Raw genomic sequence first — 11555 nt, 5'->3', positions numbered from 1 at the left:
AAAGTTTTAAAGCTAACATTTACTAAAAATAACGAATAAATTTCAACTAGCACCACGGGTATACTTGTATATATTTAAAATAAAATCGTGACAATAATTCAGTTCACTTTTGGTTTAAGGGACCAATTTATCGTCTATACTAAAAGTGGATGGAAAGCGAAGATATGAACTGCTTATTTCAGGCCCTCAACTTGGTAAGCACTCACACTTATATCTATCTGTTCTCCGCCCACATTTCTTTCAGAAGGTTGAAGAATGCACAAGATAACTTACATTCAAAATTACCTACCACACTTATATATTCTTCGCATTCTTCATTCCTTCATCCATATATGATTCCGTAATTCATTCAACTCTTATCTCCTTAATTCACACCCCCTATCATAAATGATACAAAAAAAAGAGCATCTCAATATCAATGAAAATACTCTTTTCTAATACAGCTTGTAATGAAACCAATTATTGCTAGAAAATCACCCTAAAAATTCAATCTAATATTATGTATTATTTAACGCTTCTTCAACCGCTAAGCATATGTTTAACTTTCCCGGTTATACATTCATGTCTCAATCTTAGCGGCTGAAAGAAGAGCACAAGCTCTTCTGATACTCCAACGGTTATTCAATCAACAACCATTGTTACTGATTTCGACTTTCCATACTACATACAAGTGTTGTCCGTAAAGCCTTTAGGCATATAATGCAAGAAATGTTTCCCGCTATTTCTTGCATTATAAATATAGCATAGCGATATATGTTCAACTACCTCCTTTCTGTCACAAAACAGGACACGAAATCAAAACTTGCAACACTTATACTATAATTCTATATCTCTGGTCCCTTTCTATTGAGACCAGCCACATAATACCACTGAAAAAGAAAAGCCCTGCACGAACTGCCCTTTCGTCAAAATTTTATGCTATTACTTTAAATACGGTAAATGAAGTTTTATTCTTCTTCCAACCACTTCATGTTGTTACGTTTATCTGCAACAACATTATTAAGTAACTAGAAGCAGAGAAAAATCTCTCCCTAATAACGGTATCATTCAATCACTACCATCTGCTGGTTACAGATTTTATGTGCCATCATTATGGATCGTTTAGACAAAATATAAAATAATCTTTATTAGTTGTGTTTTCCGCCACTTCTCACAATACAAATATAACATGATTTCCCCAAAACAACCGGCACATTTCCTGCCAAAAAACGGTCATGACTCTGCCAGCTTTTTATAATTCGAATTTCTCAACCGTACTTGTTATTTCAGCTCTCACACCGAACAAGCTTTTTTTCTTTTCCACCTCTTTCTTTTGTATAATCCATTCTGGATAATTTAGTTCTTTTAATACATTTTTAAAATACGTCGGATTTACTTTTATTACATCAAGATTTCTTCCTTCACGCCTATGATAACGATTTAATACCTCTAATAATTCTTCAATTAACATAGCCTGCTCTCCACCCTTTCTTTTTCCCTATATAACTGGTATACATTATGTAGTTATTTTATACCCTCCAATTATCCATATCTTATATTCTGTGTAACTGAGCCAAACGCCACAGCCCTTGTTATTCATAGTTTTATAACACTTTCTCTTTTGAGTTACACAGTAAGAAAATTATGCGTAACTGTATAGATTAAAAAGAAAAAACAATGCTTAGATTTTAAATCTACTCATTGCTTTATCCATTGCATCTTGATTTACACCTATATAACGTAACGTGACCTTCTCTGACGAGTGATTGAATATCTCCATAAGTAATGCTATGTTTTTAGTTTGCATGTACATGTGATACCCGTACGTCTTTCTCAAGGTATGCGTCCCTATCTCATCTAATCCAAACTCCGCTGCGGCTCCACTTAATATCTTGTATGCCATGCTGCGGCCAATTGGACGATTCTTCCCCTGTCTACTTTTCAATAGATACTCATCATCTTCTCTATTTTCATTGAACCATCGAAGTTCTCTCTTTAGTGCTGCTGTAATCTGTATACGCTTCTGCTTACCTGTCTTCATTTCACGCATTGAGATGTGACTACCTTTTAAATCTCCAACCTTTAGTTTTAAAATATCACTTATACGTAAACCTGTATTAATTCCCATTACAAACAAAATATAATTACGTTCACTCTTTTCCTTTAGACGTTCCTTAATTTGTTGTATTTGCTCTGGATCACGTATCGGCTGAACAAAATTCATTATTCATTACCTCCAGTCTCTTCTGTCTCATAAACTTCTAATCCAAGTGCAAAAGCAAGTTTATAAAACGCTTTAGACTTCCAACGTCGATAAGTACGCTCTGACATTCCTATTTCGTTATAAACCATGTAATCACATACATCCTCTTCTTCTAAATAACGTTTACAAATAATATCCCTTTGGATGCTTCCTGCACGTCCGTTTCCTAACCGGTTTAGAAATTGATGAATACGTATTGACATTATTCCAAGCCACTCTTCTCGTTTACTTTGTTGAATATTTGCTATAGCAACATCTTCTAACGGCTTTCCAACTGCATGTGTAGGACCGTGCTCACGCATTTCATAAGAAGGAGTGACTTTCATTTCTTTACGCATCATCCCAAATTGCCTATGTATACGTACGCTTTCCAACACACCTTCTAATTCCTCCTGTGTTGCTGCTCTATCTATTTTTGGTAAGAAAGATAATTGTTTAGTCATGTAAGACCACTCCTTTTTATTTTTAAATTACTTTTGTCTTAATGCTCCACGTCTACGTTCATAACGCGGTCCACGAATTCCCATTAAATCTTCAATATCACGAGTACTTAATTTTTCTTTTCGCTTTTTCTTGTTTTTCTTTTTCACTTGATTAGATTGCTTTTTCCATTCACGTAATTGATCTCTTAGCACCTTCATTTCCCCATCTCCCCTTTCAAAATAAAAAGGACACCATTTCTTAAAACAGCTTTATCACTGCTCTAAAAATTGGTGTCCTCTAGTTTTCTAGCCGGACTATATTCGGTTTCTTTTCACTTTAAAATACCAGCTTGTACAAAAATGTTTCTCCAAGCACTTTTAACTCTATATTTTTCAAAAGATTTCGCACGTCGAGCAATAGCTTTTCTGGTTTTCTTTTTCTTTAATTTAGACATTTCTCTTAACCTCACTTTCTATTCCATTTGTCCTTTACACTCTTCAAGAAAATCAATAACTTCCTGAACATGCTCCTTTGTTGTCATACTCTCCATTACATATCCTTCATCGTTATAAACATTGACCTTATTTCCTGTAAACTCCATTCCACACATTCCGTCTACACCTAATAGCTTTACGTTCTCTTCCATTCTTTTAACCTCACTTTCTTCTAAAAGGATTATTTTATTAAGTTATTTTTCATTAACCCGAAAAAATTGTTCCATGCCTCTTATGTCCTTCTTATATATTGGCATTACATATATCTCTTCATTTATTAACAGTTGGAACTCTACACATTGTTTTTCTTTGTTCCACCCGTAACATGCCATTGATACCATTTTGGGCTCTGTTTTTTCTTCCATTTCCCTCTACCTCCTACTTCATTTTCAATATTCGTTCCATATTATCAAGATAAGTTTTTAATGTTATTTTTGAAGTTCTACCATCATGTTTCTCATATCTTCTTTTTAACCACTCATACCAACCTTGAATTTGTTGTTCCTTTGTTTCTTTTGATTTATCCATCCCTCTACCCCCTGAATAAAACTCAATATTCCGTCAATACTGTAGACAACCCATTTCTTAACTTGAGCAGTTAGCTTTTGCTAGCTGCTCTTTTTAATATCAGCTTTTTCCTTGCAATCTTCGCAATAAACCATATCACCAATAACAATTGCATCTTCCTTGGTCTGTGGAAACCCACAACGGCAATCCCACCACCATCCGTTATCCAAATAAGCTTGTTTTGGGATTAAGTGTTCACTTTTATACTGATCCGCCCATTTCGCTCTCCTTACTTCAACTTCTATAAAATCTATTCCAAACTCATCCATCCCGCATTGTTTTGCTTGACCCGGCGTTTCTGTAAAAACAATTTGCGAGTACTCACCATCACTAACTTGATATGCTTTCATATCCATTCCCCTTTTCTACAAAAAATTTTTTTATATTAATCTTCATCAAGAACCGCAACCGTTAAGTAATTCCTAGCTTTCTTCCGTTTTGCTAACTTCCTTTGATAAGCTGGCGTTGTATAATATCGAACCGTTTCAGGAAGTACGCCCATATGTTGAGCGCACTCTTGTACAGTTCCAATACACACGAATGATTCACCTTTATAAACGACGTACTCCTTTAAGTCCACTATTCCGCCTCCTTGCTACTAAAATAGCGTTTTTGTTTAGTTTTCCTCATCATGCATATATTCTAAATAACACTCATCCTTTTCTTCAGCATCCATTATCATCTGAAAGCATCCCTTTGAACGTTTCTTTTCTACTATGTCATCATGCTTCTCTTGACACTCTTTGCAAATCCTAACGTAGATCATTCAACTTCCCTCCTTTTCCGATTAAAATAACTATTTTGTCTGATTTCGTATATTTTTAAATGGCTCTATTAATAGCCAATAAATAAATTTACAAGCATTATATATAATGGTAACGGCAGCTAGACTTAACATAATAATCAAACAGACTTGTCCGCCCCATCCCTCATGAATCGACTCCAAAATTAAAAATGGTGAGATAAAAATCAACGCTGTTGCACATATAATCACGAAGGCAACTATCATTAAACCTAATTCTTTTAGTCTTTTTTTGAATAAACCCAAATTTCAATCACCCCTTTTCGATTAAAATAACGCTTTTAATAAAAATTAGTCGAAACAACAACTGTCGGCTCTACAGATACTTTTATTAACTTTCTATAGTATCTTTCTCCGTCAATTTCAATCGATGTTTTTCTTGCTCCCTTATATAGCGTATCTAAACGCTTAAAATCACTTTCAGAAATTAACTTCCAAACAAACACATCATCCATCGAATCTTCAACATTCCTAGTATCATAACGCTCCCATTGCCAAAACATTTCCGATAGCCAATCATCTAAGTCAGAATGCGTTGTAAAAATGTATGCTTCATCACCGCAGTCGTCTTCTCTGAATACAAAATAGTAATCCGTTAATATGCTAGTGCCTTTCCCTTCTCTTTGAACGAACTCTTTAAAAGCTTCCCAATTACTTTTCAGTCCGCCCCAATCTAAATTTCTCACCATTCTATTCCCCTCCGTTTTTGTATAAAATTCAAATTTGGTCTTACTTCACGTCAACACGATTTTGACTTGCTTCTCGACTAAATCCATCTGGGTATCTTCTTGATAATTTAGTTATATTCATTTGAGCGATATCTTCTAGGGTATATCCCATTTCATGAGACATGATTGAAATGTAGTACAAGATGTCCCCTAGCTCTAAAGCGATTTTATGCGTGTTCCCTTCTTCTTCTCCTGGACAATGAGCCGGATCAAATCCATGGCCATGGAAAATAGCTTTTTTTACAATATCAGCGACCTCGCCAGCTTCTCCCGTAAGCCCTAATGCTGCATTTAAAACACGTCCACCAAAATCATTATTTATATTCCATGTACGTAATGCCGCTTCTTGATATTGATCTAATTCACAAATTTGATTGATATTCATTACAGCTTGTCCTTCCTTTGAATTACTAATTAATTTAGTTGCTTCCATTACACCGTTTTCCATTACTTTCATTTTTACTCGCTCCCTCGATAATTTAATTAAGAAACCCGTTTTTCCGTTTTTATCAAACTATTAAGCATGTACTCTAAACCAAACTGATCTAGTATTAATGCTGCTAATTCAATTTGATGCCTTCCTAGTCTGTTTGCTATATCTTCAATGCTGAACCGCTTCATCCATAAATACTTGAAACGTTCTATATCTGTCTCTTTCCAAAGAAAGTCCATATCCTCTAAGGTGATATATACATATGGAGGTAACTCACTATTTAATTTACTCCGTACCCTTTCACTGCCAATTTCCCCTAATCCAATAGAGCGTTTATGAATTTTATACTTATCCACTTGATCTAAAATGAGAACTGCAATTTCTATTGGTTTTCTTTTAAGTTCTTTTACAATCCCAGCAAAACTACAGTTGCTATTCCAGAGCTCACGAAAGCGAAATACCTTTCTTAAGTCCCAAAGAAAATTCACTTCTTCCAATACCACATGAATTTTTAATTCGTTCATTTGGTACACTCCTTACACACAATGATTATTTTATCTTTTCAGTAAACTTAGTATCCACACGATCAACTTTCCCATTAATCCAAACTGCAACTTGCTCACCAAACCCGCTTTCTGGCGGATTGAACGCTATAACATTTCCATCCTTAACTACATAAAGTTTGTTACTACTAACATCAATTTCTATTTTTTTCATATGTCCATCTCCCTTTACTACCGCATGTACTCAACAACATCAGGTTTAAAGCCACTTCCTAAATAAATCCTTACCGGAATAGCTTCTTTTTTATCCCTTGCTGCCTTACACAATTCTTCCGCTGTTTCCCAGTTAAAAAGCTTATCTACAGCTCTTTGAAATCTCCAAATCGCTATTGTATATTGTTCAAAGATGTCATAACGATCATCTTGTTTAGTTGTACGTGGTAATTCATCCGTACCCTTTGCATTTCTTGGAATCTGGACGCGTACATCTGCATATGTAATGCGTCCAGTTCCTTTCTTAACGTTGGCTTTCATTACATCAAACTCACAGATTGCTGGCTCTACATCGAAAATATTTAACTGCTTAGGCATGTGCCATCCCACTCTTTTCAATAAGATCCAGTAACTCACTTGCCCCTTCCTTACTCAAAAACATCCGGCCGTCTAGCAACTCCATGTTTGATTCGGAAACTTGACCCGTTACAAAGCATGACTTTTCATGTTTTCTTAAAACGATGTTTTCCCCATCAACATGAAAGTCTAATGCTGTACCTTCAGCAATCCCCAAAGTTCTGCGTAACTCAACCGGAATTACTACACGTCCTAGCTCGTCCACTTTTCTTGCAACACCTGTGTTTTTCATAACTTGCTCCCCCTTGTTAACTTACCTTTTGTTGTTGATTCCGTTGTAATTCTTGTTTCATTGACTCGAATTTTATTAACCATGCTTCCCAACGCTTTTGATTTTCTTCTTGCTGTTGTTTTGCCACTTCACAATTACAACCGTTCGTTTCAATTACACCTGGATAAGTTTCTTTACGAATAATTCCTGTATCACGACATAATGTACACATTGTTATTCCCCCTTTTTAAAATTGCGTAATCTATAATTATCCCCATGCATTTCTAGCATTTCGGCGTTTTCCATCATCCGACTAAAATCACGTTCTCCATACATTCCTGCTAATTCACCAATCGTAAAATTAGTAGTAAATAAAGTGCTTTTACCTATACGGCTATCTACGATTTCGTTTGTCTTCGTTTGCTTCCATGTAACGCCTTCTTTATCTTTCTCTGTGAATTCCGCTCCAAAGTCATCGATAATCAAGACATCAACTTTTGCTAGAAGAGACATAAGCTTGTCCTCTGTCATTTCACTGTTTTTATTCCAAGTTGATTTAATTTTGGTAAATAACTTATTCATTTGAATAAACATTGCACTGTGACCCTTTTTCATAAGTTCTTTAGTGGCTGCCACACACAAATGGCTTTTCCCTACTCCGTAATCACCCGTTATTATCATGCTTGTTGGTTCTTCTCTATTGAATGAAGTAACAAAATCCATAATCATTTCTTTCGCATCGGCCAATTCTTTTTTAGTTGGTACATAATTTTCAAATGTAGCTTTTTTGAGTTTGTCATTTATTAAGCTGTTATCAGCAAATGAATCATATAAATGAATGATTTCGTTTTTCTTTTTTATAGCTAGTGTTTCTATAGCTAATTTCTGATCTTCTTTTTCTACCGATCTACATTGAGGACAAAATTCCTCATTTGTTTCTATATCTATCAACATGCGTTTACTGCAAACGTCTTTAAATTTTTCTTTCCCTACTAAAAAGACATTCGTACATCTATTAGGAGACAATACATATCTTTGACTAGTGTTTCTTGAAGTCGTATTTGTCGATGAAGCTACTATCTTTTTGATTGCTTGCATTAGTTGGTCCTCCTTTAAATGTTCCTTTTCGCTGTACAGGTTTTTCATTAAAATAACTTTCGAATTTAGTTCCAAATAATGTGATAGGTCTCAAATAGCCACTCATTTCCGTATTATCAATCCATTGTGAAGTCTTGATGTCAATTACCTGTTGGAAATGAGTTAATCTGAACCCTTCTTTCCATCTTGCTTTGATTAGGTCCTGTGTTTTTTTAGATGTATGTTTATAATTGGTTTTTGCTTTCATGTTGAAATAATCAACAATCTCTTGATACGGAATAGATTGCGCGTTGTCCTGAGATTTTTCAGGACTATATTCTTTTTTTATTTCTTTATTTAAATCTTTATCTAAATCTTTATCTATGTCCGTTACGCCATCGTTACATGTAACGTTACAACTAAGTGTAGGTTGTTTTTTTCTTTCTCGGTGTGCCGCTACGCGTTTTCTAGTGTCTTCCTTAATCTTTTCTAAACGGTCTAGATTCTGATGGTTTCCCCAATTAATGACATTGATGTAATGGTTTTCGTCAATATCAATCATCCCGAATTTTTGAAATACACTTAATGCCATCCGAACTGTATTTAGTGGTCGATTAAAAAGTGTTGCTAGCATATCTTCCGTATATGGGATATTCTCGTTTTAAAAAATATACCCACTTGCATTTGTTTTACCAGCTTGAGCTAACAACTTAATCCAAATGATTAATAATGTATCAGCTTCAGGCATGCTCTCAATTAGACGTATTTTTTCATCCTCAAACATCGTTGTTGAAAGTTTAATCCATTTCACTTTTACTTCAGACATAGTCCTTACCTCCTTATGCAAACCGCTATATGTGCTTGTCCACTTTTGATAATTCGTTGAACATCATAATGTGGATAACCAACACTGAAGTATTGCTCAATCATCTGTTTTAATTCTTCTTTGCTTTTTGCTAATTCCCAGAACTTATTAGGTAATAGCACTTGATAATGAACTAAGTGCATGTACTATTTCCCTACTTTCCGTGATATACTAATAACAAGTGTTTTTTCTAAAGGGACCCATTGCTGTGGGTCTTTTCCTTTTGTTCTACGTCACTCCAAGCCCACTGTTTAATTGGCTCGTATGTTTTATAAAATAACCATGCAATTAAAGCCATAATTAATATGAAAATCTCCCCTAAAATTGTATCTTCCATAAAATCACCTCCTTATTTTTCAAATGGTCATTTTATTAAAAAGATTAAGCGTATTTTTAACCAACGTTAGATTCTTCTTTTTGCGCTTCGAACCATTTAAGAAAATCTTCTGCCTTTACACGTCTACTTTTACCGATTGTGATTGTTGGGAAATCTTTTCGCTTCATCAGCGCGTATGCCGATGAACGAGAAATGTTTAAGAATTTTTGCACGTCCTCTGCTTTTAGTGAGAACGGAAGCTGTGGAATTTGATACATGATTTTCACTCCAATTCATTTATTATTTAAATTTCGGGAATACTGTTATTTGGTGTCGCCTCAACTTAGTAGCCATCAAGGCTACCTGGTAAGTAAAAAAAATTCTCTTCACTTTATTAATTCGTCAATCGATACATCATAAAGTTCAGAAAGCTTTTTTAATTTTTCTACCGATAACCCTGAATCACCTTTTTCAACATTATGATACGAACGCTTATACTTCAGACCTAAAACATTGGATACAAATTCTAAAGAGTGTCCGTTTTCTTGCCTTAAAGATTTAATTCGTTGTGTATTTAGCATTTTAAGTCACCACCTTCAACTTCTAAATTTAGTATAACCAAAAGTAGCCAACAAGGCAACATGTTATTTTTAAAAATTTATTTTTTATTTTTGCGTTGCCATAAAGGCTACTGGTTGTTACATTTAGACTAGATACTTTTTTATAAGTAGAACGGAAAGGATGTTGTAGATGAATGTCATCGGGGACAAAATATTTGAGTTAAGAAAAGAGAAAAAGCTGACTCAAGAAAAGTTAGGTGAAAAAATAGGTGTCGGTAAACAAATAATATCTAAATATGAAAAAGGTACCAGAATGCCATCTAGAGAAACAATAGAAAAATTGGCTGGATTTTTCGCAGTTCCTGTTGATTACTTATTAGGCAATAGTGAATTGCAAACTAAAAGTAGCAATAACATAAAAGAAATTTTTGAAAGTGATGAATTGCATTGGGATGGAAGAAAGTTATCTCCGGATGAGATTGAAAGCGTCAAAGCACTTTTAGAAATAGCTATCCAAAGAATGTTAAAGCAAGAAAAAAAGGATTAGCATGAGGCTAGCCCTTTTTTTATATTCATAAGATATTTTATTTCGCTTAATTCATTATAAGTAATGAGTCCTCGTTTATGTAACTCTTCCAATGCATGACGAGTGTCATGTTTTGCTACTGTATCTCCTAATAAATATGTAACCATGGATCTTATTTTATCTTCGCTTCCTTTTAACAATACTAACTCCTCCATCCCAATAACTATGTGATTCAATTAACATACTGTGCATTTTTGTAATAGATTTTAAAAATGCATATCCCCTAAAAAGCACTCAAGACGCTACTTTTTAGTAGCGTCTTGAAAAATATAATTATTATTTTTAATGAGTTCCTGGATCAACCATATAATATATTGTTTCTGCTTTGCTCGAATGTGTTTGTGAAGTATCTTTATTTTGTCCAACCGCCCCTAGTAATCCTAAAACACATACCATAGTAAGAATAAATTTCTTCAACCTACTTCACTCCCTCTTTAATTAAAACACGTGTAATTAGATTTGAATAGAATACATTTCCATTATTTGCAAATTTTTCTAATACCTCTTTAAGAACCATCATATCATTACCATCCACATAAAATAAATAATATAATTTAAATGCAGTCAAAGTTTTTCCTTGTTTTTTTAAATTATCGAAATAGGATCTAGCTTTCATTCCTGTTCCATATTTTGCATCATAGAAAGCTTTTTCTGCTTCACCTACAAATTCCCATTCTATTTCATCTAAATTCATTCCATATTCAATTCGTAAAAATGCTAGCGTGCTGTGTACCGCACGATATAACTTACTATAAGCAGTAATGCCTAATTTTTTAATTAGCTTTAAACTTTCTAAAAAGTACATTTCTGCCTGCAAAGGATTTTCGAATATAAAAGACTCTGCTAAACAACTCAATGCTTTTGCTTTTATAACTGAATTTTCTGGAGCATCCTTTATAATGTTATTACATGTTTCCCTACATTCTTTTATATTATTGCTAAACAAATTTATGTGAGATTTGCGATCCTCATGTTGTAAATCTAAATGTTTTCTTATAAATGAATTTTCTACAAAAGGTAAGTTTTGATCAATTTTTTTTGAATACGGAACCATAGCCATAAAATTGCTACTATCATACAATGCAAATCCATGCAACATATCTAATACTATTCGGTAA

At 34.1% G+C, this 11555-nt stretch carries 26 protein-coding genes and 2 pseudogenes; 1 reads left to right on the top strand and 27 read right to left on the bottom strand.

From position 1 onward, the window contains the following. Nucleotides 1-1231: 1231 nt before the first annotated feature. The 24 genes and pseudogenes from AB3X49_RS11680 to AB3X49_RS11565 form a co-directional block, all read right to left on the bottom strand. A complete protein-coding gene (locus tag AB3X49_RS11680) occupies nucleotides 1232-1450 on the bottom strand; it encodes a hypothetical protein (RefSeq protein WP_367962175.1) in 219 nt (72 codons plus the stop codon). 210 nt (nucleotides 1451-1660) lie between these two features. Next, complete coding sequence (locus AB3X49_RS11675; RefSeq protein WP_367962173.1) at nucleotides 1661-2203, bottom strand: site-specific integrase; 543 nt, start codon at nucleotides 2201-2203, stop codon at nucleotides 1661-1663. Beyond that, on the bottom strand, nucleotides 2203-2685 hold the full coding sequence (locus AB3X49_RS11670; RefSeq protein WP_367962171.1) for an ArpU family phage packaging/lysis transcriptional regulator: 483 nt from the start codon (nucleotides 2683-2685) through the stop codon (nucleotides 2203-2205). The genes AB3X49_RS11675 and AB3X49_RS11670 overlap by 1 nt, the downstream gene beginning before the upstream one ends. 27 nt (nucleotides 2686-2712) lie before the next feature. Further along, nucleotides 2713-2883, bottom strand: a complete 171-nt coding sequence (locus AB3X49_RS11665) for a hypothetical protein (RefSeq protein WP_048376391.1) — start codon at nucleotides 2881-2883, stop codon at nucleotides 2713-2715. Nucleotides 2884-2996: 113 nt separating this feature from the next. Then, nucleotides 2997-3119: a DUF3983 domain-containing protein gene (locus tag AB3X49_RS11660; RefSeq protein ID WP_002138060.1), complete on the bottom strand. Its 123-nt coding sequence runs from the start codon at nucleotides 3117-3119 to the stop codon at nucleotides 2997-2999. An 18-nt stretch (nucleotides 3120-3137) separates the two neighbouring features. Beyond that, nucleotides 3138-3311: a hypothetical protein gene (locus AB3X49_RS11655; RefSeq protein WP_367962169.1), complete on the bottom strand. Its 174-nt coding sequence runs from the start codon at nucleotides 3309-3311 to the stop codon at nucleotides 3138-3140. 29 nt (nucleotides 3312-3340) lie between these two features. Beyond that, a pseudogene (locus tag AB3X49_RS11650) lies at nucleotides 3341-3524 on the bottom strand (hypothetical protein). Between the two features lie 13 nt (nucleotides 3525-3537). Continuing rightward, entirely contained in the window at nucleotides 3538-3687 is a 150-nt protein-coding gene (locus AB3X49_RS11645) for a hypothetical protein (RefSeq protein WP_367962165.1), read from the bottom strand. Nucleotides 3688-3767: 80 nt separating this feature from the next. Continuing rightward, on the bottom strand, nucleotides 3768-4076 hold the full coding sequence (locus AB3X49_RS11640; RefSeq protein ID WP_367962163.1) for a hypothetical protein: 309 nt from the start codon (nucleotides 4074-4076) through the stop codon (nucleotides 3768-3770). A 35-nt stretch (nucleotides 4077-4111) separates the two neighbouring features. Continuing rightward, entirely contained in the window at nucleotides 4112-4306 is a 195-nt protein-coding gene (locus tag AB3X49_RS11635) for a hypothetical protein (RefSeq protein WP_367962160.1), read from the bottom strand. Nucleotides 4307-4342: 36 nt separating this feature from the next. After that, nucleotides 4343-4492: a hypothetical protein gene (locus AB3X49_RS11630; protein WP_367962158.1), complete on the bottom strand. Its 150-nt coding sequence runs from the start codon at nucleotides 4490-4492 to the stop codon at nucleotides 4343-4345. Between the two features lie 317 nt (nucleotides 4493-4809). Further along, a complete protein-coding gene (locus AB3X49_RS11625) occupies nucleotides 4810-5217 on the bottom strand; it encodes a hypothetical protein (RefSeq protein ID WP_201033890.1) in 408 nt (135 codons plus the stop codon). A gap of 40 nt (nucleotides 5218-5257) precedes the next feature. Beyond that, nucleotides 5258-5713: a nucleoside triphosphate pyrophosphohydrolase family protein gene (locus AB3X49_RS11620; RefSeq protein WP_215559967.1), complete on the bottom strand. Its 456-nt coding sequence runs from the start codon at nucleotides 5711-5713 to the stop codon at nucleotides 5258-5260. Nucleotides 5714-5739: 26 nt separating this feature from the next. Further along, complete coding sequence (locus AB3X49_RS11615; protein WP_215559968.1) at nucleotides 5740-6213, bottom strand: sugar ABC transporter substrate-binding protein; 474 nt, start codon at nucleotides 6211-6213, stop codon at nucleotides 5740-5742. 25 nt (nucleotides 6214-6238) lie between these two features. After that, on the bottom strand, nucleotides 6239-6406 hold the full coding sequence (locus AB3X49_RS11610; RefSeq protein WP_078204465.1) for a DUF3954 domain-containing protein: 168 nt from the start codon (nucleotides 6404-6406) through the stop codon (nucleotides 6239-6241). Between the two features lie 17 nt (nucleotides 6407-6423). After that, nucleotides 6424-6783 (bottom strand): cell division protein SepF, encoded by a 360-nt coding sequence (locus AB3X49_RS11605; protein ID WP_078204464.1) that lies wholly within the window; start codon nucleotides 6781-6783, stop codon nucleotides 6424-6426. Next, nucleotides 6776-7054, bottom strand: a complete 279-nt coding sequence (locus AB3X49_RS11600; RefSeq protein WP_367962154.1) for an AbrB/MazE/SpoVT family DNA-binding domain-containing protein — start codon at nucleotides 7052-7054, stop codon at nucleotides 6776-6778. The genes AB3X49_RS11605 and AB3X49_RS11600 overlap by 8 nt, the downstream gene beginning before the upstream one ends. Before the next feature lie 16 nt (nucleotides 7055-7070). Further along, nucleotides 7071-7265, bottom strand: a complete 195-nt coding sequence (locus AB3X49_RS11595) for a hypothetical protein (protein ID WP_367962152.1) — start codon at nucleotides 7263-7265, stop codon at nucleotides 7071-7073. Between the two features lie 2 nt (nucleotides 7266-7267). Beyond that, nucleotides 7268-8131, bottom strand: coding sequence for an ATP-binding protein (locus AB3X49_RS11590; RefSeq protein ID WP_367962150.1), 864 nt, complete (start codon nucleotides 8129-8131; stop codon nucleotides 7268-7270). After that, nucleotides 8073-8936: pseudogene (locus tag AB3X49_RS11585) on the bottom strand (phage replisome organizer N-terminal domain-containing protein). Before AB3X49_RS11585 ends, AB3X49_RS11590 begins: the two are co-directional and overlap by 59 nt. Before the next feature lie 5 nt (nucleotides 8937-8941). Then, the gene (locus AB3X49_RS11580; protein ID WP_172805408.1) at nucleotides 8942-9118 is read right to left on the bottom strand and encodes a hypothetical protein; all 177 of its coding nucleotides are present in this window, start codon (nucleotides 9116-9118) and stop codon (nucleotides 8942-8944) included. A 47-nt stretch (nucleotides 9119-9165) separates the two neighbouring features. Next, on the bottom strand, nucleotides 9166-9312 hold the full coding sequence (locus tag AB3X49_RS11575; protein ID WP_172805407.1) for a hypothetical protein: 147 nt from the start codon (nucleotides 9310-9312) through the stop codon (nucleotides 9166-9168). A 56-nt stretch (nucleotides 9313-9368) separates the two neighbouring features. Beyond that, nucleotides 9369-9569 carry a helix-turn-helix domain-containing protein gene (locus tag AB3X49_RS11570; RefSeq protein WP_002138080.1) on the bottom strand — a complete coding sequence of 67 codons (201 nt, stop codon included), beginning with the start codon at nucleotides 9567-9569 and terminating at the stop codon, nucleotides 9369-9371. A gap of 108 nt (nucleotides 9570-9677) precedes the next feature. Continuing rightward, nucleotides 9678-9872 carry a helix-turn-helix domain-containing protein gene (locus tag AB3X49_RS11565; RefSeq protein ID WP_002138084.1) on the bottom strand — a complete coding sequence of 65 codons (195 nt, stop codon included), beginning with the start codon at nucleotides 9870-9872 and terminating at the stop codon, nucleotides 9678-9680. A 169-nt stretch (nucleotides 9873-10041) separates the two neighbouring features. Here AB3X49_RS11565 and AB3X49_RS11560 point away from each other — a divergent pair, with 169 nt between their 5' ends. Next, a complete protein-coding gene (locus AB3X49_RS11560) occupies nucleotides 10042-10398 on the top strand; it encodes a helix-turn-helix domain-containing protein (protein ID WP_078204459.1) in 357 nt (118 codons plus the stop codon). Here AB3X49_RS11560 and AB3X49_RS11555 read toward each other — a convergent pair. From AB3X49_RS11555 to AB3X49_RS11545, 3 genes are all read right to left on the bottom strand, one after another. Next, entirely contained in the window at nucleotides 10395-10577 is a 183-nt protein-coding gene (locus AB3X49_RS11555; RefSeq protein WP_078204458.1) for a hypothetical protein, read from the bottom strand. The two genes, AB3X49_RS11560 and AB3X49_RS11555, sit on opposite strands and share 4 nt — an antisense overlap. A 142-nt stretch (nucleotides 10578-10719) precedes the next feature. Next, nucleotides 10720-10854, bottom strand: a complete 135-nt coding sequence (locus tag AB3X49_RS11550) for an ABC transporter ATP-binding protein (protein WP_367962146.1) — start codon at nucleotides 10852-10854, stop codon at nucleotides 10720-10722. A 1-nt stretch (nucleotide 10855) separates the two neighbouring features. Then, a partial coding sequence (locus AB3X49_RS11545) for an AimR family lysis-lysogeny pheromone receptor (RefSeq protein ID WP_367962144.1) occupies nucleotides 10856-11555 on the bottom strand: 700 nt, incomplete at its 5' end.

It is taken from the genome of Bacillus sp. C30 (assembly GCF_040838255.1).
Lineage (GTDB): Bacteria > Bacillota > Bacilli > Bacillales > Bacillaceae_G > Bacillus_A > Bacillus_A mycoides.
This window is presented reverse-complemented; position numbering and strand designations above follow the sequence as displayed.